Raw genomic sequence first — 24,912 nt, 5'->3', positions numbered from 1 at the left:
CGCGGTGCTGGGCGCCGCCGCGGTGGTGCTGGCGCTGGGCACCGCGCTCGGGTCCCGCCGGCCGTACGAGGGACGGGCGGTGCAGGTCGCGGCGCACGCCGGGGCGTTCGTCGCGCTGCTGCTCGCCGCCGGGTCGATCCGGCACGCGGCCGCCGTCTGCACCTTCTGGGGGCTGGCGCTCGGGCTGCGGGCGCTGCGCCCCGGCGAGGCCGCCGCGGTCCGGCGTGGACACGTCGTCGCGGCGGTGCTGGCCGAGCTGGGCGCCTGGTGGCTGCTGATCGCCGGAGCGCGGGTCGCGACCCTCGAGGCGTACACGCTGCCGGCCGCCGCCGCGGCGCTGCTCATCGGCTGGCTGGCCCGTCGCGGCCCGGGCGAGAGGTCAAGCTGGGTGACCTACGGCCCGGCGCTGGCCGCGGCGCTGCTGCCGACGCTGGCGTCCGTGCTGGCGGGCGAGGGCGAGCCGCTGCGCCGGCTGCTGCTCGGCCTCGGCGCGCTCGCGGTCCTGCTGGCCGGCGCGCACGCCCGCCTGCGGGCGCCGGTGGTCGCCGGCGGCGGCGTCCTCGCCGTCGTGGCGCTGCACGAGGCGGTGCTGGCCTGGGACCTGCTGCCGCGCTGGATCCCGCTCGCGGTGGCCGGGCTGCTGCTGGTCGGCCTGGCGATGACCCTGGAGCGCCGCCGCCGGGACGTGGCCCGGGTCCGCGCGGCCCTGACCCGGATGGGCTGACGGCCGGATGCGCCCTAGTCTGACGCGAATGGATGAGCGCGTGGTACGAATCCAGGAAGTACGCCGCCGGCTGGTGCGGGACGGCCCGCCGTGGACGCGGGACCACGAGCGGGACTTCGAGACCGTCACGTTGCCCGAGCGGGACTGCGATCTGCTTCGAGATCTGCTGATCTCCGAGCGGGTCGAGACCGTCGTCGAGATCGGGCTCGCCTACGCCAGTTCGGCCCTCGCGATCGGTGAAGCGCTGGTCACGATCGATCCGCCACACCCCCGGCACGTCATCATCGATCCCTTCCAGGACATCGAGTACGCCAACGTCGGGTGGAATCTGCTGTGCCTCGCGGAACTGGACTCGATCGCACGGCTCGTCGGGGGCCAGTCCTCTTTCGCGCTCGCCGGGCTGGCCACCCAGGAATTCGACGCCGACGCGGCGTTCGTGGACGGTAGCCACCGCTTTCACGAGGTCTTCGTGGACCTCTACTTCCTGCGTAGCTTCGTCCGGCCGGGCGGGCTGATCGTGATCGACGACGACTGGACGCCGTCGGTGCGCGCCGCGGTGCGGTATTACGAGAAGAACCTGGGCTGGACGGCGATCCCCGGCGCCTTCGCCGGCGGAACCCTGCGGAACATCGGCGACGACCCCGCGGCCGAGGCGGTGCCCCGCTGCCGCGCCCTCCGGCTCCCCGGCTACCGGGCCGAGCCGCCCTTCGAGGAGTTCCACCCGTTCTGAGGAGCCGGGTTGCGGGCCGGTGGTCCAAGCGGAGGCTCTCGATCCGCTTGAACCACCGGTCCTCTTGCGCTACCCGCTCACCGCCGGGCTAACCGTCCGGGAGAGAAGTGGCGGAAGAAGTTCCGCCAGGATCGTGACGCCGTCCGCGCTGAGCACCGACTCCGGGTGGAACTGGACCCCCGCGAAGCCCGGGCCGCGCAGCGCGTGCACCGTGCCGTCCGCCGGGTCGGCGGCGATCTCGACGCCGTCGATCTGCCCGGCGAGGGCCGTGAAGCTCGAATAGAAGCCGACCCGCCGGACCTCGCCGAACAGGTCGATGTCGCGGGCGACGCCCTGATACGGGGTGTCCCGGCGGTGCAGGCGCAGGCCCAGCAGGGAGCTGAGGATCTGGTGGCCGAGGCAGACCGCCAGCGTCGGCCGGCCCGCCGCCAGCAGGTCCGCGACCAGGCCCCGGAGCATCGCCATCTTGGGCTCGTCCGAGGCCGGGTCGCCCGGGCCGGGGCCGACGACCACCAGGTCGGCGCCCGGCACGGCCGCCGCGGTCCACGGCACGACGGTCACCGCCAGGCCGAGCGCGCGCAGCTGGTGCGCCAGCATCGCCGTGAACGTGTCCTCGTTGTCGACGATCACGGCCGTCCGGCCGTCCAGCTCCGGCACGGTCAGGGCGCCCGGGCGGCGCTGGTCCAGCCAGAAGCGGGCCAGGCCGTCGTTGCGCGCGGCCAGCGCGGCCAGTACCTCCGGGCCGTCCTGCTCCGGCGGTGATGCGGCACCGGGAAGCGACGAGGCGCCCAGCGCGGCCAGCACGCCCGCGGCCTTGGTGTGCGTCTCGGCGACCTCGCCGGTCGCGGTCGAGTGCCGGACCAGCGTGGCGCCGACCGGGACCCGCAGGTCGCCGGCCGGCGAGATCTCCGCCGTGCGGATCAGGATCGGCGCGTCCAGGCTCTGCCGGCCCTCGTCGTCGTGGCCGAGCAGGGCGAGCACGCCCGCGTAGTAGCCGCGGCCGCGGCGCTCGTGCCGGGCGATCACCCGGCAGGCGTTCTCCAGCGGGCTGCCGGTGACGGTCGGCGCGAACATGGTCGCCCGCAGCACCTCGCGGACGTCGAGCGAGCCCTTCCCGGCCAGCAGGTACTCGGTGTGGGTGAGGTGGGTCATCCGCTTCAGGTGCGGGCCGACGACCTGGCCGCCGTGCTCGGCGACCGCGGCCATCATCTTGAGCTCCTCGTCGAGCACCATGTACAGCTCGTCGATCTCCTTGCGGTCGGCGAGGAAGTCGAGCAGGTCGCGGGTGCCGTCGTGGCGGAACGTTCCGGAGATCGGGTTCATCATCGTCAGCCCGTCGGCGACGCTGACGTGCCGCTCCGGGGTGGCGCCGACGAGCGTACGGGTGCCGGTGTGCACCAGGAACGTCCAGTAGGCGCCCCGCTCGCCGGTGAGCAGGTTGCGGAACGCGGCCCGGGCCGCGTCGAGCGGGTCGCCGTCCACCCGGGCCGTGAAGACGCGGTGGATGACGAAGTTGGCGCCCTCGCCGCGGCCGATCTCGTCGCGCAGCACGTCGGCCACGATCTCGCCGTACGCGTCGTCGGTGATGTCGAACGCGCCGCCGGACAGGGCGACCGGCGCGGCCGGGAGCCCGTCGATGATCTCCATCAGCGGCCGGGTGGTGTGCGCGGCGATCCGCAGGCATTCCAGGGGCGCGCCGTCGTCGACGCAGTCGAAGCCGCGCTCGGCGATCTGCCGGAACGGGATCAGGGCGAGGGTCTGCGGGCCGGAACGGCCGGGGGTCAGCGGGATGTCGGCGAGCGCGTCGACGGTGACGATGTCGCCTTCCAGGACGTCGACGTGGTCGGCGCCGTCACGGTGCAGCAGTGCGAAGGGCTTCACTGTTCCTCGGTTCGGATCAGGGCCGCCGCCGAGGATCGGGCCACACGGAAACGGCCGCCTCGGGGAGGCGGCCGCGGTTGGTGTGGTTACGCGCGGGTGGGTGTGGCCGCCGGGTCGGCGGGCCACCACATGCTCAATCGCGCGTGCATGATGGACACCATACGGTCGGTCATGGCGCCGGCGCCCGCGGTACCGGCGCCGGTACCGCTGGCGTGGTGGACGGTCAGGCCGCGAACGCGGTGCGCACCGCGGTCCGGGCCCACTGCATCCGGCCGAGGGCGCAGTCCGGGTGCTCGCCGAACTCCTGCGCGACCAGGGCGGCGCAGCCGCTCTCGCCCAGCCGGTCCACCGTCTCGGACACGGCCTCGCGGATGACCTCGTCGGTCGGGTGCTGCGAACGCTGCAGGTCGGAGACGAACAATGCCTCGGTGCGGATGTCGTTGCTGTTCAGGACAGTCATCGGGTCCTCCTGCCGTTTCGGTTCGCGGTTTAGCGTCTGTGGCTAAGAGCACCAGGTCGGGGCTGCACGGCGGCTGCGCGCCGGTTGCCATGCGGTTGCGGCGAGCGGGGGGCCTTAGGCGGACTAACGGGATATCATGCGATTTGGTAGCGAAAAGCAGGTCGGGCATTCCCGCGCGGCCACGACCGGGGGGAATTGCCGTGACGGTGGTCCTGGTCGCCGACGACGACCCCGACATCCGTGACCTGGTGGCGTTCAAGCTCGAGCAGGCCGGCTTCGACGTGATCGCGGTGGCGGACGGACAGGCGGCGCTCGAGCAGGCCCGGGACCGCCAGCCCACGCTCGCGGTCCTGGACATCTCGATGCCGGGGCTCTCCGGCATCGACGTGTGCCGGATCCTGCGCGGCGACCCGGCGACCTCCGGCATGTTGATCATCATGCTGACCGCCCGGGTCCAGGAGCACGACGTCGAGGGCGGCTTCAGCGCCGGCGCCGACGACTACGTGACCAAGCCCTTCAGCCCGCGCGAGCTGGTGTCGCGGATCCAGGCACTGCTGAGCCGGGCCCGAGCCTGATCCGCTGCCCATGCGCCGTGACCGCTCTGTCGGGTTTCTGCTGACCAGAGCGTTCGTGGTCCTGGTGAGCCTGATCGTCTGTTCCGGGCTGGTCGAGACGGCCATGGTGCTGCAGCAGCACAAGGTGGTCCGCGAGCTCACCACCCATGTCCAGCCGCTGCGGCTGGCCAATGCCGGGCTGCGCGGGGTGCTCGCCGACGCGCAGCGGGGCGTGCGCGGCTACTCGCTGACCGGCGACGCGCAGATGCTGAGCGTCTTCCGGGCCGCCATGCTCGACTACACCCTGGTCGGCCGGTCGCTGCGGTCGCTGGCGGGCGGGGACGAGGCGCGGGCCGTCGACGCGCAGCTGACCCGGGCCGACGCCTGGCGATCGTCAGCACGGTGGTGGGTAACCACCACGGCCGGATCGACGTGCGGTCGGCCGAGGGCGCCGGCACCACCTTCACGATTCACCTACCGGTGTCCTGATCTCTCCTTTCCGCCGCGCAGAGGGCTAATCTGTCGGCCATGTGGACAGTCGAGGGCCTGCACGGCGCCGCGTTGGTGACCGTCGACGGGTCGGTCGCGGTGGATGTGGCCGGCGGCCCCGCCACGTCGCAGACCCGATTCCCGATCGCCTCGCTGGGCAAGCAGTTCGCCGCGGTCGCCGCGCTGCTGCTGGCCGAGCGCGGAGCGCTCAAACTGGATCAGCCGGTGAGCCACTGGCTGCCGGGCAGCCCGCCGCGGTGGCGCGAGATCACCCTGCACCACCTGCTGACCCACACCTCCGGGATGAGCCACTGGCAGGACGCTCCGGGTTACGTACTGGCCGACGTGATCGCGATCGACGAGCGCGTCCCGCTGCTCATGGGCGCCGAGCCGCACAGCCGGCCGGGGATCCGCTGGTGCTACAGCAGCCCCGGCTACGTGCTGGCCGCGCACATCGTCGAGCGGGCCGCGGGCCAGGACTACGCGTCGTTCCTCGCCGAGCAGGTCTTCGCGCCGGCCGGCCTGGTGTCGACCACGACGGGCCGTCCGGACGGCGTCGCGTACGCCCGGGGCCATCGCGCCGGCGAGGCGCTGCCGGAGGTCGTGCTGCCGTTGCTGGCGGGCACCAGCGACGTGTGGTCGACCGTCGGCGACCTGGCCCGCTGGAGCGGGGCCCTGCACAGCGGAGCGGTGCTCGGCTGGGAGTCGCTCATGGTGCTGACCGGTCCGCTCGCGCCGACCGGCGAGGAGCCCGTGGCGGGCTGGTCCTACGCGGGCGCGCACTACGGCTACGGGTTCTACATCGGCACGGTCGGCGGGCACCGGGCGTACTTCCACCCCGGTGACGTTCCCGGCTTCGTCACGTTCGGCGCCTGGCTGCCGGACCGTCGCGCGGGGATCGTCGTGCTGGCCGACGACGAGGCGGTCGACGTGCACCCCCTGATCCGTCAGTTGCTGTCGGCGGCTGGGTTATCGTAAGCGCACACCGAGCGAGCGAGGTTGTGACGGATGCCGTCGAAAAAGGCCGGCGGCAAGCCGACGTCCAGCGATGTCGCGGCGGCCGCGGGGGTCTCCCGCTCCGCGGTGTCGTGCGCCTTCAACAATCCGCAGCGGATCTCCGCCGCCACCCGCGAGCGCATCCTGGCGGTGGCCCGGGACCTCGGCTACACGCCGAGCCCGCTGGCCCGGATGCTGCAGGCGGGCGCGACCCAGTCGCTCGGGGTGCTGCTGCCGGAGTCGCTGGCCCGGGTCATGGAGAACCCCTACTACGCCCGGTTCCTGATGGGGGTCGGGCAGGTCTGCGATCAGGAGGGCTACACCCTGCTGCTCACGCCGCCGCTGCAGGACTCGGTCCTCAAGGCCATCCCGTACGCGGCGGTCGACGGCTTCATCGTCTGCGGGCTGGAGATCGACCGGGGTGAGGTCGCCGAGCTCGAGCGGCGCAACATCCCGTTCGTACTGATCGACAGCGACCGGTACGAGGGCGCGCCCAGCGTCGACGTCGATGACCATGGCGGCGCCCGCGAGGTCACCCGCTACCTGCTGGAGCTGGGTCACCGGCGGCTCGCGGTGGTGTCGCCGGGGCCGAATCTGCCGGACCGCGGCCCGGGCGGCCCGCTGGGGCGGCGGATGGCCGGCATCGCCGAGGCGCTGGCCGAGGTCGGGCTGACGATGGACGACGTGCGGCTGACGGAGGTGCCGGTGTCGCGCACCGAGGGCTACCGCGCGACCCGGGCGCTGATGGCCGAGGGTCAGCCGCCGACCGCGATCCTGGCGCTGTCCGATGTGCTCGCGTACGGGGTGGTCGACGCCCTGCAGGAGCTCGGCCTCGACGTGCCGACGGGCGTCTCGGTGACCGGTTTCGACGACCTTGCCGAGTCTGCGTGGTTCCGTCCCCGATTGACCACCGTGCGGCAGCCGATCGTGACCAAGGGCCGCACCGCGGCGGACTTTCTCATCTCGGCCATCCGCGGCGAGGATCAGCACCCGCACCAGTCGCTGGGCACGTCGCTGATCGTGCGCGACTCCACCGCCAAGCCGTCCTGATTCGCGACCGAGACCCGCGCGCTTAACCGGTGCAGGTCGTTTCGTTCGTAGCTATGTAACACGAGTTAGTAACCTGATACCGTCATCCGCCATGACCGATCAACTGATCTCCCTACCGACGGCTGAGCGCGACGACGCCGCCGTGGCCGCGCCGAGCCCCTGGTGGCGGGACGCGGTCATCTACCAGATCTACCCGCGCAGCTTCGCCGACTCCGACGGCGACGGCATCGGCGACCTGCCCGGCATCCGCAGCCGCCTGCCCTACCTGCGTGAGCTGGGCGTCGACGCCGTCTGGCTGTCGCCGTTCTACGCCTCGCCGCAGGCCGACGCCGGCTACGACGTGGCCGACTACCGCATGGTCGACCCGATGTTCGGCACCCTCGACGACGCGCGGGGCCTGATCGGCGACGCACACGACCTCGGCATCCGGGTGATCGTCGACCTGGTGCCCAATCACTCCTCGGACCAGCACGAATGGTTCCGGCGGGCGATCACCGAGGGCCCCGGCTCGCCGCATCGGGGCCGATACCACTTCCGGGCCGGGCAGGGCGAGCACGGTGAGCTGCCGCCGAACAACTGGAAGTCGATCTTCGGCGGCCCCGCCTGGACCCGGACCACCGACCCGGACGGCACCCCCGGCGACTGGTACCTGCACCTGTTCGCGCCGGAGCAGCCGGACTTCAACTGGGAGCACCCGGCGGTCGCCGACGAGTTCCGCACCATCCTGCGGTTCTGGCTGGACCTCGGCGTCGACGGCTTCCGGATCGACGTGGCGCACGGCATGGTCAAGGCCGAGGGCCTGCCGGACGTGGACGACTCGGTGGAGTGGCACCTGCTCGACGCGGGGGTCAACCCGTGCTTCGACCGCGACGGCGTGCACGAGATCTACCGCAGCTGGCGCCGGATCCTCGACGAGTACCCGGGCGAGCGCATCGCCGTCGCCGAGGCCTGGGCACCGACCCATGAGCGGGTGGCCAACTACGTGCGCCCCGACGAGCTGCACCAGGCGTTCAACTTCAGCTACCTCGGCACCGAGTGGGACGCGACCGCCCAGCGCAAGGTCATCGACGATTCGCTCGAGGCGATGGGCAAGGTCGGCGCGCCGGCCACCTGGACGCTGTCCAACCACGACGTCGTCCGGCACACCACCCGCATGCTGCAGCCCAACGACGGCGACGAGGTCGCCGGGCGCCGGCCGATCGACGTGGACCCGGCGGCGGGGCTGCGCCGGGCGCGCGCCGCGACGCTGCTGCTGCTCGCGCTGCCCGGCTCGGCGTACCTGTACCAGGGCGAGGAGCTGGGGCTGCCCGAGGTCGTCGACCTGCCGCCGGAGGTGCGCCAGGACCCGGCGTTCCACCGCGCGAACGGCCAGGACGGCTACCGCGACGGCTGCCGGGTGCCGATCCCGTGGGGCGGCGACGAGGCACCGTACGGCTTCGGCCCGGCCGGCGGCCGCAGCTGGCTGCCGCAGCCCGACAGCTGGGCGCAGCTGAGCGTCGCCGCGCAGCAGGGCCGCCCCGGCTCCACCCTGGAGCTCTACCGGGCCGCGCTGGCGCTGCGCAGGTCGGACCCGGCGCTCGGCTCGGGCAAGAACCTGACCTGGCGCGAGGCGCCGGAGGGCCTGCTGGTCTTCGACCGCACGCCGCACTTCCGGTGCACCGTCAACATGACCGCGGAGCCGATCCGGATCGCCATGCCGGGCAAGGCGCTGCTGACCAGCGGCCCGGTCGAGCTCGACGGCGCCGAGGTGGAGATCCCGGCGGACACCACCATCTGGTGGGCGGTCTGACCCGGCCGCTGACGGCCCGGCCCTCACCCGGTGCGGGTCTCCAGAGACTCGATGCGCTCCTGCTGGGTGCCGGTGATGACGTCGCAGACCCAGTCCCAGTGCAGCGCCACCCGGTCGCCGGGTGCCAGCCGGCCGAGCAGTGATCTCCCGCCGACGGACCAGGCGGCGACCTCGTCGCGCGGCGGTCCCGGAGTCAGCTCGGCGCCGTCCCACACCAGCGGTTTGGACCGCACGGTCGCGGACTCGCCGTGCACGTCCAGGACGACGCCGGCGCGGATACGGCAGCGGTCGAGCACCGACACCGCGACCGGCCCGGCCTTCGCGGTCAGCAGCCCGGCCCACGGATAGACCTCGAACACCTGGAAGCTGTGGTGCGGCACGGCCCGCTCGGACGCCGTACGCCAGGTGCCGCCGGGCTGGCCGTGGAAGCGCTCGCCCAGCCACGCCACCAGGTCCGGCGGCGAGACGCCGTCGAGCAGGTCGTTGCCGATCCAGTACGCCTCGACCACCGCCTCGTCGAGCGGATCGGCGATGCCGGCCGACGCGGCGATGAACTCCAGATAGCTCCAGGCGCCCTCGAAGCCGCGGGCCCGCCGGGCGATCTCCGCGGGCGCGTCCGGGCGCAGCAGCGCCGCGGCACCCTGCGGCCCGCAGTAGCCCAGCTCGTTCGGCGGGTACGCATACCTGGCGAACAGCAGCGTCCCCGGCACGCTCATCAGCAGATCCGGGGGAGCTGCTCGCCGATGGGCAGGTTGACGACCCGGGTGCCGCCGAGCGCGGTGCGCGCCACGACCATGCCCGGGTGCTCGGCCACGACGGTGCCGATCCGGCAGGCGCCCTCGCCCCGCGGATGCGCCCGCATGGCGGCCAGGACGTCGCCGGCCCGCCCGGCGGGCACGAAGGCCAGCAGCTTGCCCTCGTTGGCGACCTGCAGCGGATCGAGGCCGAGCAGGCTGCACGCGTCGCGGACCCCCGCCGGCACGGGCAGGTCCCGCTCGACCAGCTCGACGCCGACCCCGGCGGCCCGGGCGATCTCGTTCAGCGACGCCGAGACGCCGCCCCGGGTCGGGTCGCGCAGCGCGTGCAGGTCGGCGCCGGTCGCGATCATCGCGGCGACCAGGTCGTGCAGCGGGGCGGTGTCGCTGCGCATCGCGGTGCCGAACTCGAGGCCCTCGCGGCAGCTCATGACGGCCACCCCGTGCTCGCCGATGTCGCCGCTGATCAGCACCGCGTCACCGACCGCCGCCCGGTGCGCCGCGATGTCCACGCCGCCCGCGACGACGCCGACGCCGGTGGTGTTGATGTAGACGCCGTCGCCGCTGCCGCTGTCCACGACCTTGGTGTCGCCGGTGACCAGCCGCACCCCGGCCGCCTGCGCGGCGGCCCCCATCGCCTCGGCGATCCGGGCCAGGTCGGCCAGGGCGGTGCCCTCCTGCAGGATGAAGGCGGTCGACAGGTACAGCGGGGTCGCGCCGGACATGGCCAGGTCGTTGACGGTGCCGTTGACCGCCAGGTCGCCGATCGAGCCGCCGGGGAAGAACATCGGCTTCACCACGTACGAGTCGGTGGAGAGGGCGAGGCGCGCGCCGCCGACGGTGACCACGGCGGAGTCGCCGAGCTGGACGCCGCGGGCGGCGGCCCCGAATCCCGGCAGGAACAGGTGCTCGACGAGCTCGCCCGACATGGCCCCGCCGCCGCCGTGCCCCATCACGACCGTGGGGGTGTCGCGCAGCGGCAGCGGACAGGTCCAGTTCTCGAAGTCCAGCTCCGCCGTCATGAGATCTGCACCAGATCGAGCCGGCGGTACGCGTAATAAGCGGCGCACGCCCCCTCGGAGGACACCATGGTCGCGCCGAGCGGGTTGCGCGGCGTGCACTGCTTGCCGAACGCCGCGCACTCGTTGGGCTTGAGCAGGCCCTGCAGGACCTCGCCGGAGCGGCACAGCGGCGACTCGCTGGTGCTGATGCCGCCGACGTCGAAGCGGCGTTCCGCGTCGAAGTCCGAGTATCGCGACGAGAGCCGCCAGCCGCTGGCCGGGATCATGCCGATGCCGCGCCAGGTCCGGTCGGTCACCTCGAACACGTCGCGCAGCATCGCCACCGCGGGCAGGTTGCCCTCCGCGCGCACGGCCCGGGGGTAGGCGTTCTGCAGCTCGTGGCGGCCGGCCTCGAGCTGGACGACGGTCTGGCGGATGCCCTCGAGGATGTCCAGCGGCTCGAAGCCGGTCACCACGATCGGGACCCGGTACTTCTCGGCCAGGGGCGGGTATTCGCCGGTGCCCATGACGCTGCAGACGTGGCCGGCGGCCAGGAAGGCCTGCACCCGGCAGCGCGGGGACTCCATGATGGCGGCGATCGCCGGCGGCACCAGCACGTGCGAGACCAGCAGCGAGAAGTTCGTGATGCCGAGCCGCTTGGCCTGGTAGACGGTCATCGCGTTGGCCGGCGCGGTGGTCTCGAAGCCGATGCCGAAGAACACCACCTGGCGCTCCGGATTCTCCCGGGCGATGGTGAGCGCGTCCAGCGGCGAGTAGACGACGCGCACGTCCGCGCCGGCGCTCTTGACGCCGAACAGGTCCCGGCCGCTGCCGGGCACCCGGAGCATGTCGCCGAACGAGCAGAAGATCACGCCGGGCTGCGCGGCGATGGCCAGGGCCCGGTCGATGATCTCGAGCGGGGTGACGCAGACCGGGCAGCCGGGGCCGTGGATCATCTCGATGCCCTCGGGCAGCAGCTGGTCGATGCCGTGCCGGATGATCGAGTGGGTCTGCCCGCCGCAGACCTCCATCAGCGCCCAGGGCCGGGTCGCGGCCGCGTGTATCTGGTCGAGGAGCCTCCGGGCCAGATCGGGGTTGCTGAACTCGTCGAGGTATTTCACTGATCGGCTCCCGCCTGCTCGGCCGCGCGGGTCAACCCGTCGCCGAACTCTTCGTCGAGTATTCCGAGGCGCTCGAAGTTGGCAAGCGTCTCCTGCGCGGACTTCTCGTCGAGCCGCTGGATGGCGAATCCGACGTGCACCACGACGTATTCGCCGATCGCGGCGTCGGGGATGTACTGCAGGCAGACGTTCTTGTGCACGCCGCCGAAGTCGACCTCGGCCATCAGGGTGCCGTCGACCTCGGCGATGCTCAGGACGCGTCCGGGAACGGCCAGGCACATGCGGGGTCTCCTCTCTCGATGTTCAGCTGCAGGCGCCGATCACCAGCTGGCCGAGGGCCAGGCCGCCGTCGTTGGGAGGCAGCAGCCGGGGACACAACACGGTGAATCCCCGCTCCTGCAGTAAGCGCCGGGCCGCCTCGAGCAGCAACGTGTTCTGGAAAACCCCGCCGCCGAGCGCGACGACGTCGAGGCCGGTCCGCTCGCGGCAGAGTCCGGCGAGGCCGGCGATCAGCTCGGCGACCGCCGCGTGGAACCTCGCGGCCACCACCGCGGCCGGTACGCCGGCGAGGAGGTCGGCGGCCACCGCGCGGATCACCGGGCCGGGGTCGGCGGGCGGCCCGAACCGGTAGCCGTCGCCGGCCGGTCCGGCCGAGGCCGCCAGTCCCTGGAGGATGATCGCCGCCTCGGCCTCGTACTCCACCACGTGGCAGGCGCCGGTCAGCGACGCGACCGCGTCGAACAGCCGGCCCATGCTGGAGGTGGGCACGCAGCCGAACCCCGTCGCCAGCTGGTGGGCGAGCACCTCACGCTCGGTCGGCGGGCAGGCCGCGACGCAGGCCAGCTCCGGATGCCACGGCACGCCGGCGGCCCGCAGATGCGCCAGCCCCATCCGGTACGGGCGCAGCACGCTCGCGTCCCCGCCGGCGAGCGGCACGTAGCCGAGGTGTGCCGCCCGGTCGTAGGACTTGTAGTCGGCGATCAGCACCTCGCCGCCCCACACGGCGCCGTCGGTGCCGTAGCCGGTGCCGTCGAACGCCACCCCGATCACCCGCTCGTCGGCGCCGATGCCGTGCTCGGCCATGACCGAGGCGATGTGCGCGTGGTGGTGCTGGACCAGGCGTACCGGGCGGCCGGCGGCGTGGTCGCGGGCCCAGGCCGTGGAGCGGTAGCCGGGGTGCAGGTCCGCCACCAGCACCTCGGGCCGGACCCCGGTGAGCAGTTCGAGGTGCGCCTCGGTGCGCCGCAGCGCGTCGATGGTGCTCAGGTCGCCCATGTCGCCGACGTGCTGGCTGACCCAGGCGTACCGGCCGCCGCCGAGCGCGCAGGTGTTCTTCAGGTCCGCGCCGGCCGCCAGGGTCGGCGGCACCTCGAAGGGCAAGGCGATAGGCATCGGGGCGTGGCCGCGGGACCGGCGGATCGGCAGCTCCGCGCCGGCGGCGTGCCGGCTGACCGAGTCGTCGCAGGGCACCCGGATCGCCCGGTCGTGCCGCAGCAGCGCGTCGGCGAGCGTCGCCAGCCGCCGGGCGGCGTCCGCGTCGTCGTGGGCGATCGGCTCGCCGGCCAGGTTGCCCGAGGTCATCACCAGGGCGTCCGGCCCGGCCGGGTCGCCCGGCAGGCCGAAGAGCAGCACGTGCAGCGGCGTGTAGGGCAGCATGATCCCGAGGTCGGGGTTGCCCGGCGCCACCTCGGCGGCGACGCCGGAGCCGGCCCGCCGGGGCAGCAGCACGATGGGGTGGCGGATGCCGGTCAGCAGCCGCTGCTCGTCGTCGGTCATCGTCACCAGCCGCCGGGCGGTGCCGAGGTCGGCGACCATCACGGCGAACGGCTTGCCGCCGCGCTGCTTGCGTGCGCGCAGCTCGGCGACGGCGGCCGGATTGCGGGCGTCGCAGGCCAGGTGGTAGCCGCCGAGGCCCTTGACGGCGACGATCCGCCCGGCGGCGAGCAGCTCCCGCGCGCCGCGCAGCGGGTCCGGGTGCTCCTCGCCGCCGGCGGTGTGCAGCTCCAGCCGGGGACCGCAGTCGGGGCAGGCGATCGGCTGGGCGTGGAAGCGCCGGTCGGCCGGGTCCTCGTACTCGGCGCGGCAGGCGGCACACATCGCGAACCCGGCCATCGTCGTGGCGGCCCGGTCGTACGGCAGGCCGGTGATGATCGTGAAGCGGGGGCCGCAGTTGGTGCAGCTGATGAACGGGTGCCGGTAGCGGCGGTCGGCGGGATCGCGCAGCTCGGCGAGGCAGTCGTCGCAGGTCGCCACGTCGGGCGAGGCCAGCGTCCGCGCCGGGCCGCCGGCGCTCGACCCAATGGTGAATCCGGTGCCGCCGACGGGCGCGAGGTCCGTGGTGTGCACGGCGGTGACCATCGCGAGCGGCGGCGCGTCGGCCCGGAGCCGGCGGGCGTACTCCCGCACCGCCTCGGCGGGACCCTCGGCCTCGATCACCACGCCGTCGGCGGTGTTCGCCACCGACCCGGTCAGGGCGAGGTCCGCCGCGGTCGCGTACGCGAAGGGCCGGTAGCCCACGCCCTGCACGAGACCGGCGACGGTGAAGCGCCGGCGGACCCGGCCGGCCGGTTCGGTGTCCGCGCGGGCCTGGCCCATCAGCTCCAGGCCGGACATGGCCCGCTCGGCGGTCTCCTCGTCGATGACCTCCAGCGCGAAGCCCATGTGGATCAGGATCCAGTCGCCCGGCTCCGGCGCCTGCTCGAGCATGCCCACGTTGACCTGGCGGCGCGCGCCCATGACGTCGACGAGCGCCAGTTGATCGGCGTAGCCGGGCACGAGCTCGACGACCCGGCCGGGGATTCCGAGGCACATGGCTAGGACCTCCGGGTGGTGTCGCGGGCGAGCACGTCGCCGACGAGGTCGCGTACCCGGGTGACGGCCTCGTCGACGGCGGCGGCGACCGGCTCGCTCAGGCCGATGCCCTCCTCGACGGTGCCGGCCCGGCAGCCCACCACGTAGGTGGTCGGCAGGTGGCCGCCGAGGCGTTCGAGGTTGGCGAGCATGGCCGCGGGGTGCATGCCGTGCGCGTCGTACTCGCCGTTGCCGAGGTCGCTCGCCGTCACCTCGAGCACCAGGACCTGTCCCGGCGCGCCGTCGGGCGGCAGGGCGTCGACGAGCACCAGGGTGTCGTAGGAGTCGAGCAGGTCGTAGGCCAGGTGCATGCCGCGGATGCCGTAGTCGGCGACCCGCACCTCGGGCGGCAGGGTGCGCGCCCCGGCCAGCCGGCGCACGACCTCGGGACCGAAGCCGTCGTCGCCGAGGAAGAAGTTGCCGATGCCGGCCACCAGGACGCGCGCCGTCATGTCAGCCTTGATCTTCCGCGCGGGGCGTGCCGGCCTGATGCGCGGGACCGGTCCCGTCGTCCGGGCCGGTGCCCGGTGCGGCGGCCGCGGGCTGCTCGCCGGCGGGCGTGGCGGTCGCGCCGCCGGGTGTCTGACGTGGATTCGGCGACGTGAACTCGTCGTCCTCGACGGGGCCGGTCGCGCCGCCGACGTTCGCCCCGTCGCGACGTGTCTCGTCCGGTCCGCCCACGTCGGCGCTCGTGCGGCGGCCCTCGTAGGGCGGCACCGCGCGGCCGCCGGTGTCGGGGTCGTTCGGATCGCTGGTCATGGGTCACCCTCCGGCCTGGAGCTTGGGCGCGTCCGGGTCCTCGGGCGCAGACGGCCGCACCGAGGTGTCGGCGTCGGCATCCGCGGTGCCCTCCGGTCGGTCGGCGGGGCCGGCGCCCGGCTCGTCGGAGCCGGTGTCGCGGGAGCCCTGCGGGCCGCGTTCCTCCTGCGGCTCCTCGTCGAGGTGCCGGCCTGGTGTGTCGGTCATGAGAGTCAGCTCCTCGCTCTTCCTACATCGAGCGAATCTTCAGGTACCGCTGGATGTCGGGCGTCGACCGGACGACCACGACGGCGGCGAACACGGCGACGGCCGTGCCCACGACCGTGGTGATGATGCCGATGGTCCTCATGATCTGTACTCCTTCAACGGTTCGAGTTCCTCGGGTGCGAAATAGAAGTAGCGGCCGTACCAGTCGTGCAGGTCGGCGGCGGGGTCGTCGACGAGCACCAGGGCGACGTGCACGCCGCCGTCGACGTCGCCGAGCACCGCGGTCACCCGCGCCACCTGGCCGGCGAAGAACAGGTCCTGCGCGTCGGCCCGCCGCGACGGGTGCACCCGGACCAGGCTGCCCTTGGCGACCGGCACCCCGTCGATCATCACCGCGTCGGTGTCCGGGTCGGCCCGGGCGTCGGCCGCGGGATCCCACCACGGTTCCGGGTCGCGCAGGATGCCGTGCAACCGCTGCAGGTCGGCCGGCGACATGGCGTCGCAGCGGTCGATGATCGCGGCGGCCCGCGGGTCGGTCGAGCGGGCCTCGGCCTTCTCCGCGTCGGTCATGGTCATCACCCGCAGGGTGAGGATCTCGTCGATCTCGGTGGAGTCGAACAGCGCGCCCGGGCTCTGCTCGGCGACCTGCGGGTGGTCGTACAGGATGATCGGCGCGCCCAGCACGACGTCGTGCGAGCCCCCGGGTCCGGCGAGGACCGGCCAGCAGCGGCGCTGCCGGCAGCGCCCCGCCGCCGCCGCCGCGGCCGGGGGCGGCTCCAGCAGCGAGACGAAGGCGCCGTCGTACGCCTCGATCAGCAGGTGTGCGCCGATCAGCGAGGACCGGATCGCGGCGTCCTTGCCGGCGACCGTCTCCGGGTGCTCGTTGCGCACCTCGACGCTCAGCCGCACGTATCCGTCGTCGGCGTCGACCCGGGTGCGCAGCCGCGCGGTCAGCGGCCACCGGCGCCGCACGATCCGGCCGGCGGGGGAGCCGTCCGGCGCGGTGACCTGTTCCGTGTCGCATCCGCCGGGGATCTCGATCGCGAAATCCGCCGCCTGATCCAGCGGCGCCGCCGCGACGGTGATCTCCCGTTCGACGGCCTCGTCCCAGCTCAGCAGCTCCGTGCCGGCGACGGTCAGCTCGCCTACGGGGGTGTGCGAGCCGTCAGGTTCGAGGCGCTGCACCTCGCGCGCCTGCAACTGCAGGAAGCGCAGGTGGATCCGGACGCCGGCCGCGTCGCCGGGGGAGAGCAGGCACTGCATCGCCATGTCGGGCGCCTCTGCGTAGGACGCCGCGGTCGCCCGAGGCGGGCCGAGGACCCCGAACTGCCAGCGGGACCGGTTCTTCGACGAGCTCCTGCGGTAGGGGTACAGCAGGTATCCCTCGTAGAGCACCGCGTCGGCGATCGTGCGCACCGCGTCGAGGCTCATGACGGCGCCCCGCCGAGCAGCTTCCCCACGGTCTCCTCCCAGCTCGTCATGCCGTGCCGGGCCCGGTAGCCGGCGAGCCGGGCCAGCACCTCGGCGTCGAGCCGCAGCCAGCCGGTGTTGGGGAAGTACATCGCCATCATCTGCCGCCACACGTCGACCGGCATGTCGTGGCGGGCCTCGCAGTCCCACGGAATCTGCTCGACGCCGAACCCGGTGCTGCCGCGGGTGAAGACGGTGCCCGAGAAGAGCAGGGTGAGCGGCACGTCGCCGGCGTCCAGCGCGTGCAGGTACTGCGCGCCGATCACGTCGAGGTCGTAGGTGCAGGGCAGCGCGAGGTCGGTCTCGGTGTGGCCGGCGAAGCCCTGCACGGTGGTGTTGCACTGCATCCACAGGAACGGCTTCAGGGTCTCGGCCCAGCGGGCCCGCTCGCCGAACAGCCCGCGCAGGTCCCGCTGCTCGCCCTCGTCGTAGCGGCGGTGCTGCGGCTCGATGCGCACCTGGCAGCGCAGCGCTATCGCATGGATGCGCCGGCCGGTGCCCTCGGCGATGCGCAGCCGCGCGGTCAGCTGCGGCGCGGCGGCGTACGGCTCGGCGAACACGTCGAGCACGGAGAACTCGAAGGCGCTCACGTCGGGCCCACCCGCGGCGCGGGCCGGCTGCGTTGCCGGATCCCGGCGAAGAACGTGTCGATCAGCGCGTGCGCCTCGGACCCGCCGTCGAAGCCCCGCCACAGCCTGCGCAGCTGCCCGACCAGTTGGTAGCAGGCGTCGATCGGCACGACGAAGCAGTCCTCGCCGGGGCGTCGGACCAGCAGCGCCTCGACGTCCGGCCGCAGCACGGCGAGCTGCGGGCTCTGCGCGACGATCCGGTCCCAGGCGGCCAGCGGCAGGTCGGACTCGGTGGCGCCGGCCGGGCCGGGATAGAAGGCGACCATCCGCTGCTGCACGGAGTTTCGGAACAGAAAGGCGAGGCCCACCGGGATCTCCAGCTCGTCCCAGGTCCGGCCGTCGACGGCGGTGCCGGCGAGGGCGAGGTACCGCTCCGGCACCGACCGGTAGTGCAGGGTGGCGTGCACGTCCGTGAAGAGCAGATAGCAGGGCCGGCAGGCGCACATCAGCGACCGGCTCTGCAGGTCGACCACGTGCGAGTGCGCCGCCGCTATCGGCTTCGCGCACATCTCGCAGCGTTCCCCGTCGGCGGGCACCGGCCGGGTCCGGGTGACCCGGCGCAGCGCGGACAGCGGCACGCCGCCGCGCCGTGCCGCCGTCATGACGCGACCGGCGCGGGCACGGCGACCGACACCGTCGCGCCGTCGGTGAGCAGCGGCAGCGGCGACAGGTGCAGCGCGTCGTCGTCGAGGCAGGCGCCGGCCCGCCGCACCTCGTAGTGCGCGCGGCAGCCGGGGCAGCGCAGGACCGCGTCGCCGGCGGCGCCGCCCAGGCGGCGGGACAGCGCGGCGCCCTGCAGCGACTGCCCGCAGCGGGCGCAGCCGTCGCGGAAGGCGTACAGGTCGGTGCCGATCCGGCAGGCCACCACCGCGACCGTCCCGGCCAGCACCCGGCCGACCGCGCCGGGCGCCAGGCCGGCGAGCTCCGGCACCTCCTGCCAGCTTGCGCCGCCGTCGGTCCCGGCGCCGTCGGCGATGCGGGAGAAGAGCGCGGAGACCGGGATCACCGACCCGCCCTTGGCCGCGGCGGCGGGCTCCTCGACCTCGATCGCGCTGACCTCGGGGGCGGCGCCCTCGATGGCGCCCTCCACGGCCAGCTTCAGGGTCACCGCCGACGACGGGCAGCCGTCGCAGCTGCCGAGCATCCGCAGCCGGACCACGCCGTCGGCGCTGACGGCGAGCAGCTCCACGTCGCCGCCGTGCGATCCGAGGTACGGGCGGACCTCGGCCAGCGCCTGCTCGATCCGGGTCTCCACCGAGTACGGGTGCAGGCCGTGCACGAGCAGCAGGCTCGACACCAGGTCGTCGCCGGCGAGCGCGGCGAGGAGGTCATCGCTCAGCGCGCCGTGCTCGTGCGCGATGTCGAGCAGCCGCTCCAGGCCGGCGCCGTACAGGTCGGCGACCAGCCGGACCAGCTCCTCGGCGCGCTCGCGGGCGACCGTGCCGCCGGCGGCGCTGGCGGCGATCAGTGTCTCGACGCGGTCCCCGGCGGCGCGCCAGTCCGCTTCGCTCACGATGCGCCGGCGGACTGCGTCGGCGAGTGCAGCAGCTCCAGCTTCCTGCCGCCGCCGAGGTACATGTGCACCCCGCACGGCAGGCACGGGTCGAAGCTGCGCACCGTACGCATGATGTCGATGCCCTTGAAGTGCTCCCGGTCGTTCTCCTCGAAGATGGGCTGGCCCTGTACGGCGTCCTCGTAGGGCCCGGGCGTGCCGAAGCTGTCACGCGGGTTGGCGTTCCACGGCGTCGGCGGGTACGGGTGGTAATTCGCGATCTTGCCGTCCCGGATCACCAGGTGGTGCGAGAGGACGCCGCGCACGGCCTCGGTGAAGCCGCAGCCGATGCCCTCGTCGGGCACCTCGAAGCTCTCCCACGTCTTCGTGCGCCCGGCCCGGATCTCCACCAGGGCCTTCTCCGCGAAGTGCAGCGCGCACGCCGCGGCGTACGCCTGGAAGTAGGTGCGCGCCCGGTTGCGTTCGATGGTGTTGCTCCAGCGCGGGATCTTCCACTCGAACTCGACCGGGCCCTTGAGCGCGGTCTTCGGCAGGTTGATCTTCACACTGCTGCCGGTCGACCGGATGTAGCCGATGTCGACGAGCCCGGCGAGCGCGGTGGACCAGAGCCGGGCCAGCGGGCCGCCGCCGGTGTCGAGGGCGAGGTAGTCCTTGCCGTCGAACCAGCGCGGCGACATGACCCAGCTGTACTTGTCGTCCAGGTCGCGCTTCTGCGGCTTGGGGTTGGTGTGCTGGTTCCACGGGTGCCGCCGGTCGACGGGGTTGCCCAGCGGGTCGTTCGTCACGAACATCTCCTGGTCCTCCCAGTCGTCGTAGTACGACGAGCCGAGCAGGATCCGGATGCCCAGATTGATCTTGACCAGGTCGGTGGTGATGAGCTTCCCGTCGACGACGATGCCCGGGGTGACGTACATCTTGCGTCCCCAGTCGGTCATGTCGGCGTACTTGAAGTTGCAGTGCTCGGGATCCTGGAACGAGCCCCAGCAGGCGAGCAGGATGCGCCGGTTGCCGACCTCCTCGTAACCGGGCAGCGCCTGGTAGAAGAAGTCGAACAGGTCGTCGTGCATCGGCACGACCTTCTTCATGAACTCGACGTAGCGCATCAGCCGGCTCAGGTAGTCGGTCATCAGCTGGATCGTGGCGACGGTGCCGACGCCGCCCGGGTACAGCGTGGAGGGGTGCACGTGGCGGCCCTCCATCAGGCAGAACATCTCCCGCGTCATGCGGCTGACCTGCAGCGCCTCGCGGTAGAACTCGCCGGTGAACGGGTTCAGCGAGCGCATGATGTCGCCGATGGTGCGGTAGCCGTGCTCGCCCGCGTGCGGGGACTCGGTGCGGTTGGCCATCTCCAGCACGCCGGGGTTGGTCTCGGCGACCATCTTCTCGCAGTAGTCCACCCCGACCAGGTTCTCCTGGAAGATGTTGTGGTCGAACATGTACTCCGCGGCCTCGCCGAGATTCACGATCCACTCGCCGAGGTGTGGCGGCTTCACCCCGTACGCCATGTTCTGCGCGTAGCAGGAGCAGGTCGCGTGGTTGTCGCCGCAGATGCCGCAGATCCGGCTGGTGATGAAGTGCGCGTCGCGCGGATCCTTGCCCTTCATGAAGATCGAGTAGCCGCGGAAGATGGAACTGGTGCTCTTGCACTCCGCGACGATCCGCTGCTTGAAGTCGATCTTCGTGTAGATGCCGAGGCTGCCGACGATGCGGGTGATCGGATCCCACGCCATGTCGACGAGTTCGGTGTTCTGGCCGGTGGGGCCACGCCGGTCCTGCGTCGCCGTCATGACGCCGCCTCTCAGTAGTCCGATGGCCGTGGCAGGTGGGCCATTACCAGGTGCGCTTGGCGCCGGTGGTCAGCGTCCGGCCGGGGCGGCGCCACTTGGGCTCCCGGTCGAGGGTGTGTGTCGTGATCTTGCGGAGGCGGCGCATGGTCGCCCCGTACGGGCCGGTGACGGTGGTGGAGAATTTGCCGCCGGGCGGCTCGTCCATGAACGGCATGAACTTGTCGGGGAAGCCGGGCATGGTGCAGCCGATGCAGATGCCGCCGACGTTGGGGCAGCCGCCGATCCCGTTCATCCAGCCGCGCTTGGGCACGTTGCACTTGACGACCGGACCCCAGCAGCCCAGCTTGACGATGCACTTCGGGGAGCCGTACTCGGTGGCGAAGTCGGCCTGCTCGTAGTAGCCGGCGCGGTCACAGCCCTCGTGCACCGTCTGGCCGAACAGCCAGGTCGGGCGCAGCGCGTCGTCGAGCGGGATCATCGGGGCCTGGCCGGTCGCCATGTAGAGCAGGTAGGTCAGCGTCTCCGAGAGGTTGTCGGGCTGGATCGGGCAGCCAGGCACGCAGACGATCGGGATGCCGGCCTTGGACTTCCACTCCCAGCCGAGGTAGTCGGGCACGCCCATCGCCCCGGTCGGGTTGCCGGCCATGGCGTGGATGCCGCCGTAGGTCGCGCAGGTGCCGACGGCGACGACCGCCGTGGCCTTCGGCGCGAGCCGGTCGAGCCACTCGCTGGTGGTCATCGGCTGCCCGGTGGCGGGATCGTTGCCGAAGCCGCACCAGTAGCCCTCGTCGTGCAGCTTCTCGTTGGGTATCGATCCCTCGACGACCAGGACGAAGGGCTCCAGCTCGCCGCGGTCGGCCCGGAAGAACCACTCGAGGAAGTCGTCGGCGCCGCCGTTCGGCCCGCACTCGAAGTCGATCAGCGGCCAGTGCACCGCGACCTGGGGCAGGCCGGGCAGCGCGCCGAGCGCGATCTCCTCGATGCTGGGCTGGGTCGCGGCGGTCAGCGCGACGGAATCGCCGTCGCAACTGAGACCCGCGTTGATCCACAATACGTGGATCAGCGTGTCAGCCGCTTTCAGTGCTTCCGCTGAAGGCATGGAGACCGCTTTCCGGAGCCCCGGAAGGGACCCCTGCGACACTGGAGTCGACACTCGGCCCGCCTGTGTGACGTACCTGACACCCTAGTGGCCCAGCGTGCAATTATGTCAACGCGTAAATGAATCATTCAGGCCGGGACGAGGCCACAATGCATGAATTGTCGATCACCCAGAGCGTCGTCGACGCGGTCTGCGAGCGAGCCGCCGGCCGCACCGTCCACAGCGTGAAGGTCGAGGTGGGAGCGTTGACGGCGGTCGTGCCGGAGGCCATGTTGTTCTGTTTCGATCTGGTGGCCGAGGGCACCGTGGCGCAGGGCGCACGCCTGGAAATCGAACCCCGCCGGGGCACCGCCCACTGTGGGGACTGCGACGCCGACATCACCCTCGATGATCTTATTCTGCTGTGCCCGTGCGGCAGTGCCGACGTCCACGTGACGGCCGGGCGGGAATTGCGGATCCTCTCCATGGAAGTGGGCTGAGAAATGTGTACCACCTGCGGCTGCGGCGAGACACACAATCACCCGCACGAGAATGATCACGCGCAAGAGATCAATTCAACCGAGACCATTACCCTCGAGCAGAAGGTGCTCGCGAAGAACGACGCGCTGGCGGCGGCCAACCGGGCGCGGCTCGCCGGCCTCGGCGTCCTCGCCGTCAACCTGATGAGCTCACCGGGCTCGGGCAAGACCACCCTGCTGGAGCGCACCATCCGCGACACGGCCGGCCGCCGGGGCGTCGCGGTGATCGAGGGCGACCAGGAGACGCCGCTCGACGCGGACCGGATCCGGCGCACCGGCTGCCCGGTCGTGCAGGTGAACACCGGCGCGGGCTGCCACCTCGAGGCCGGGATGGTCGGCGACGCGCTGGACGCGCTGGACCCGGCGCCGGGCTCGCTGCTGTTCATCGAGAACGTCGGCAACCTGGTCTGCCCGGCGCTGTTCGACCTCGGCGAGAACGGCAAGGTCGTCATCGTCTCGGTGACGGAGGGCACCGACAAGCCCCTGAAGTACCCCTACATGTTCGCCGCGGCCGACCTGGTGATCGTGAACAAGACGGACCTGCTCCCGTACGTCGACTTCGACCTCGCCGCCTGCCGCGCGCACGTCAAGGCGGTGAACCCCGGCGCGCGCGTGCTTGCCGTCTCCGCGACCACGGGCGACAACCTGGACTCCTGGTACGCCTGGCTCGCGGACGCGCGCTGAGTCGTTCGGGTGTGACCACGACCTTGTCCGCGGCGCCCGGCGTGGTCGCCAGGCGCCGGACACCACCACCCGGTCGCCGGCCCGGGCCCGGCGCGGTTGACGACGTGCGGTCAGTACGCGATGCCGATCGGCCGGCGGATCGTCGCGGGATCTCCGGCCGCGTCGAGCATGGCGTGGGCCACATCGGCCCGGGAGATCGAGTAACCGCGGGCGACGTTGCCGCCGACGACGGTGCGGTAACGGCCGGTCAGCGGCTTGTTCACCAGCTTCGGCGGCCACATGACCGTCCACTGCGCGGCGGAGCCGGCCATGGCGTCCTCCATGGCGGCCAGGTCCGCGTAGAGGTCCCTGAGCAGGGCGCCGATGCCGGGTAGCAGGATGCGGCGGTTGATGAAGCTCTCCCCGTCGGCCACCGGGCCGACCGGCGCGGCGCTGACCGCGACGAGCTGGTCACCGTCCTGCAACGGCTCGCCGACCACACCGAGAACCCGCCGGGCGTCCACCCGGGCCTGCGCCAGGCACGCTGAGTGCCCGCGGCCGGTGGTCAGGCGACGATCACCACGGCCTTCGACCACCGGGTGAGCTCGATGTCAGGCGGTCTTCACCAGATCGTCGTTTTTGCTCCGGAGACCCTGACCCGTGTCCGGGTGCAGGGCCGTGCGCAGCGCGAGTGGAGGGTGGGTGAGCAGACCGCAGGCCCGCTCCGAGCGGGTCGATTCCTCCCGTTGTTCCGCCGCCCAGGCGTGCAACGCCTCCGAACCGGCCTGCCGGACGGCGAGACGATCGCATGCCGCCTCCGACCACCAGCGAGTGGCGACGCTCAACACCGCGGTCCCGGCGCCGGCGATCGCCAGCGCGCGGAGGTCGAAGCTGAGGCAGGCGGCGACGATCAGGCTGGCGCTCGCACAGGCGCGCACCCACCGCACCGTGTGGTCGCGGCGGGCGAGGTGTGCCATCTCGTGCCACAGAATGAAACGCGACCAATCCGCTTCCTCGGTATGCGCCGAGATGACGATCCAGGCTCGCCGGCCCAGCCGGTAGCACTCGTCCCGGGCGAACCCCGGCTTGACGCGTACCTCGAGCTGATCCAGGCCGAGGCGGTCCAGCAGCGGCCGGATGTCCTCGGGCACGATCAGGGTCCTTGGGACGCGTGCGACGGCCTGCCGGGTTCGCCGGCGGAGAGGGAACGGACTGAGCAGCAGGTAGACCAGCAGCGCCCCGGCTCCCACGGCCACGATCAGCTCGGGGCCGGAGGTGTCCCAGGTGACGGCCAGCACCGCGGCATACAGCAGCAGGTGCGGAATGAGGCCGCCCGCCAGCCGGGCGACGGTATACCCGCGACCGGGGAGGCGGTTCGCCTGTGAGCCCATCTCCGCCAGGATCGGCCGGACATCGCTGATGCCCGTCTCCTGACAGCAGTCGCCATGGTCGCCCTCGGCCAGGGCCGCACGGATCGTCGCCGGGTCGGCGCCCGAGGCGCGCAGCAGCGACGCCTCGGGACCGTCCTGCGAGCCGAGGACGGCGCAGAGCAGATCAGCGGTGGTCGCCCGGTCATGACCGAACGCGGGCGCCTGCTCGATGGCCCGGTCGACGACCTCCCTGGCGGTCGCGAAGGGAGGCCGTGCGTCATCCGCCGGTGCGTCGTGCAGCCGTGCGGAGCCCAGGCCGAGCACATGCCGCGCGCCGCCCTCGGCCTCGGCGAGGCCGAGTAACAGGTGGTAGCTGCTGACCGGCTTGTCGTGCAGGGTGTGAGCGGCTTCCGCCGCCAGCACGAGCGCTCGAAGTGCCTGGTCGGTCATCTGCATCGGCTGCCGCCCCGATGCGGCACCGTGCCACCCGAGATCGC

Annotated in this window: 26 protein-coding genes and 1 pseudogene; 9 read left to right on the top strand and 18 right to left on the bottom strand. The window is 72.5% G+C overall.

Annotation, left to right across the window (positions count from 1 at the left end):
• Positions 1-724 (top strand): annotated as a pseudogene (locus AB0F10_RS12440) (hypothetical protein); the annotation flags it as partial.
• A 28-nt stretch (positions 725-752) separates the two neighbouring features.
• On the top strand, positions 753-1,454 hold the full coding sequence (locus AB0F10_RS12435; protein WP_360623012.1) for a class I SAM-dependent methyltransferase: 702 nt from the start codon (positions 753-755) through the stop codon (positions 1,452-1,454).
• 69 nt (positions 1,455-1,523) lie between these two features.
• Here the strand turns inward: AB0F10_RS12435 and AB0F10_RS12430 are convergent, their stop codons facing one another.
• On the bottom strand, positions 1,524-3,335 hold the full coding sequence (locus tag AB0F10_RS12430; RefSeq protein ID WP_360623010.1) for an anthranilate synthase family protein: 1,812 nt from the start codon (positions 3,333-3,335) through the stop codon (positions 1,524-1,526).
• Between the two features lie 223 nt (positions 3,336-3,558).
• Complete coding sequence (locus AB0F10_RS12425) at positions 3,559-3,795, bottom strand: hypothetical protein (RefSeq protein WP_360623008.1); 237 nt, start codon at positions 3,793-3,795, stop codon at positions 3,559-3,561.
• 200 nt (positions 3,796-3,995) lie between these two features.
• Here AB0F10_RS12425 and AB0F10_RS12420 point away from each other — a divergent pair, with 200 nt between their 5' ends.
• The 5 genes from AB0F10_RS12420 to AB0F10_RS12400 all read left to right on the top strand — a co-directional run bounded on the left by AB0F10_RS12420 (position 3,996) and on the right by AB0F10_RS12400 (position 8,673).
• Positions 3,996-4,370, top strand: coding sequence for a response regulator (locus tag AB0F10_RS12420; protein ID WP_360623006.1), 375 nt, complete (start codon positions 3,996-3,998; stop codon positions 4,368-4,370).
• 10 nt (positions 4,371-4,380) lie between these two features.
• A complete protein-coding gene (locus tag AB0F10_RS12415; protein WP_360623004.1) occupies positions 4,381-4,917 on the top strand; it encodes a hypothetical protein in 537 nt (178 codons plus the stop codon).
• Positions 4,878-5,816, top strand: a complete 939-nt coding sequence (locus AB0F10_RS12410; RefSeq protein ID WP_360623002.1) for a serine hydrolase domain-containing protein — start codon at positions 4,878-4,880, stop codon at positions 5,814-5,816. The genes AB0F10_RS12415 and AB0F10_RS12410 overlap by 40 nt, the downstream gene beginning before the upstream one ends.
• Before the next feature lie 30 nt (positions 5,817-5,846).
• Positions 5,847-6,884: a LacI family DNA-binding transcriptional regulator gene (locus tag AB0F10_RS12405; RefSeq protein WP_360623000.1), complete on the top strand. Its 1,038-nt coding sequence runs from the start codon at positions 5,847-5,849 to the stop codon at positions 6,882-6,884.
• A 91-nt stretch (positions 6,885-6,975) separates the two neighbouring features.
• Positions 6,976-8,673: a glycoside hydrolase family 13 protein gene (locus AB0F10_RS12400; protein ID WP_360622998.1), complete on the top strand. Its 1,698-nt coding sequence runs from the start codon at positions 6,976-6,978 to the stop codon at positions 8,671-8,673.
• 23 nt (positions 8,674-8,696) lie between these two features.
• Here the strand turns inward: AB0F10_RS12400 and AB0F10_RS12395 are convergent, their stop codons facing one another.
• The 14 genes from AB0F10_RS12395 to AB0F10_RS12330 all read right to left on the bottom strand — a co-directional run bounded on the left by AB0F10_RS12395 (position 8,697) and on the right by AB0F10_RS12330 (position 21,864).
• A complete protein-coding gene (locus AB0F10_RS12395; protein WP_360622996.1) occupies positions 8,697-9,389 on the bottom strand; it encodes a DUF6390 family protein in 693 nt (230 codons plus the stop codon).
• Positions 9,389-10,450, bottom strand: coding sequence for a hydrogenase expression/formation protein HypE (hypE, locus tag AB0F10_RS12390; RefSeq protein WP_360622994.1), 1,062 nt, complete (start codon positions 10,448-10,450; stop codon positions 9,389-9,391). The genes AB0F10_RS12395 and hypE overlap by 1 nt, the downstream gene beginning before the upstream one ends.
• Positions 10,447-11,550, bottom strand: a complete 1,104-nt coding sequence (hypD, locus tag AB0F10_RS12385; protein ID WP_360622992.1) for a hydrogenase formation protein HypD — start codon at positions 11,548-11,550, stop codon at positions 10,447-10,449. The genes hypE and hypD overlap by 4 nt, the downstream gene beginning before the upstream one ends.
• Positions 11,547-11,831: a HypC/HybG/HupF family hydrogenase formation chaperone gene (locus AB0F10_RS12380; RefSeq protein ID WP_360622990.1), complete on the bottom strand. Its 285-nt coding sequence runs from the start codon at positions 11,829-11,831 to the stop codon at positions 11,547-11,549. Before AB0F10_RS12380 ends, hypD begins: the two co-directional genes overlap by 4 nt.
• A gap of 22 nt (positions 11,832-11,853) precedes the next feature.
• Positions 11,854-14,361 carry a carbamoyltransferase HypF gene (gene hypF, locus AB0F10_RS12375; RefSeq protein ID WP_360622988.1) on the bottom strand — a complete coding sequence of 836 codons (2,508 nt, stop codon included), beginning with the start codon at positions 14,359-14,361 and terminating at the stop codon, positions 11,854-11,856.
• Between the two features lie 2 nt (positions 14,362-14,363).
• Positions 14,364-14,852: a hydrogenase maturation protease gene (locus AB0F10_RS12370; protein ID WP_360622986.1), complete on the bottom strand. Its 489-nt coding sequence runs from the start codon at positions 14,850-14,852 to the stop codon at positions 14,364-14,366.
• A gap of 1 nt (position 14,853) precedes the next feature.
• The gene (locus AB0F10_RS12365) at positions 14,854-15,159 is read right to left on the bottom strand and encodes a hypothetical protein (protein WP_360622984.1); all 306 of its coding nucleotides are present in this window, start codon (positions 15,157-15,159) and stop codon (positions 14,854-14,856) included.
• Positions 15,160-15,162: 3 nt separating this feature from the next.
• On the bottom strand, positions 15,163-15,366 hold the full coding sequence (locus AB0F10_RS12360; protein WP_360622982.1) for a hypothetical protein: 204 nt from the start codon (positions 15,364-15,366) through the stop codon (positions 15,163-15,165).
• A gap of 138 nt (positions 15,367-15,504) precedes the next feature.
• Entirely contained in the window at positions 15,505-16,797 is a 1,293-nt protein-coding gene (locus AB0F10_RS12355) for a hypothetical protein (protein ID WP_360622980.1), read from the bottom strand.
• Entirely contained in the window at positions 16,794-17,426 is a 633-nt protein-coding gene (locus AB0F10_RS12350) for a DUF6084 family protein (protein WP_360622978.1), read from the bottom strand. The genes AB0F10_RS12355 and AB0F10_RS12350 overlap by 4 nt, the downstream gene beginning before the upstream one ends.
• Positions 17,423-18,067 (bottom strand): DUF5947 family protein, encoded by a 645-nt coding sequence (locus AB0F10_RS12345; RefSeq protein ID WP_360622976.1) that lies wholly within the window; start codon positions 18,065-18,067, stop codon positions 17,423-17,425. The genes AB0F10_RS12350 and AB0F10_RS12345 overlap by 4 nt, the downstream gene beginning before the upstream one ends.
• Positions 18,064-18,978, bottom strand: coding sequence for a NifU family protein (locus AB0F10_RS12340; RefSeq protein WP_360622974.1), 915 nt, complete (start codon positions 18,976-18,978; stop codon positions 18,064-18,066). The genes AB0F10_RS12345 and AB0F10_RS12340 overlap by 4 nt, the downstream gene beginning before the upstream one ends.
• Positions 18,975-20,765, bottom strand: a complete 1,791-nt coding sequence (locus AB0F10_RS12335; protein ID WP_360622972.1) for a nickel-dependent hydrogenase large subunit — start codon at positions 20,763-20,765, stop codon at positions 18,975-18,977. Before AB0F10_RS12335 ends, AB0F10_RS12340 begins: the two co-directional genes overlap by 4 nt.
• A gap of 43 nt (positions 20,766-20,808) precedes the next feature.
• A complete protein-coding gene (locus AB0F10_RS12330) occupies positions 20,809-21,864 on the bottom strand; it encodes a hydrogenase expression protein HypE (RefSeq protein WP_360622970.1) in 1,056 nt (351 codons plus the stop codon).
• A 149-nt stretch (positions 21,865-22,013) separates the two neighbouring features.
• Here AB0F10_RS12330 and hypA point away from each other — a divergent pair, with 149 nt between their 5' ends.
• Positions 22,014-22,343 carry a hydrogenase maturation nickel metallochaperone HypA gene (hypA, locus tag AB0F10_RS12325; protein ID WP_360622968.1) on the top strand — a complete coding sequence of 110 codons (330 nt, stop codon included), beginning with the start codon at positions 22,014-22,016 and terminating at the stop codon, positions 22,341-22,343.
• A gap of 3 nt (positions 22,344-22,346) precedes the next feature.
• Positions 22,347-23,066 carry a hydrogenase nickel incorporation protein HypB gene (gene hypB, locus AB0F10_RS12320; protein WP_360622966.1) on the top strand — a complete coding sequence of 240 codons (720 nt, stop codon included), beginning with the start codon at positions 22,347-22,349 and terminating at the stop codon, positions 23,064-23,066.
• A 110-nt stretch (positions 23,067-23,176) separates the two neighbouring features.
• Here hypB and AB0F10_RS12315 read toward each other — a convergent pair whose 3' ends face one another.
• Complete coding sequence (locus AB0F10_RS12315) at positions 23,177-23,641, bottom strand: NAD(P)H-binding protein (RefSeq protein WP_360622964.1); 465 nt, start codon at positions 23,639-23,641, stop codon at positions 23,177-23,179.
• 15 nt (positions 23,642-23,656) lie between these two features.
• On the bottom strand, positions 23,657-24,865 hold the full coding sequence (locus AB0F10_RS12310) for a Clp protease N-terminal domain-containing protein (protein WP_360622962.1): 1,209 nt from the start codon (positions 24,863-24,865) through the stop codon (positions 23,657-23,659).
• Positions 24,866-24,912 lie beyond the last annotated feature (47 nt).

Source organism: Actinoplanes sp. NPDC026623 (assembly GCF_040638275.1).
Lineage (GTDB): Bacteria > Actinomycetota > Actinomycetes > Mycobacteriales > Micromonosporaceae > Actinoplanes.
This window is presented reverse-complemented; position numbering and strand designations above follow the sequence as displayed.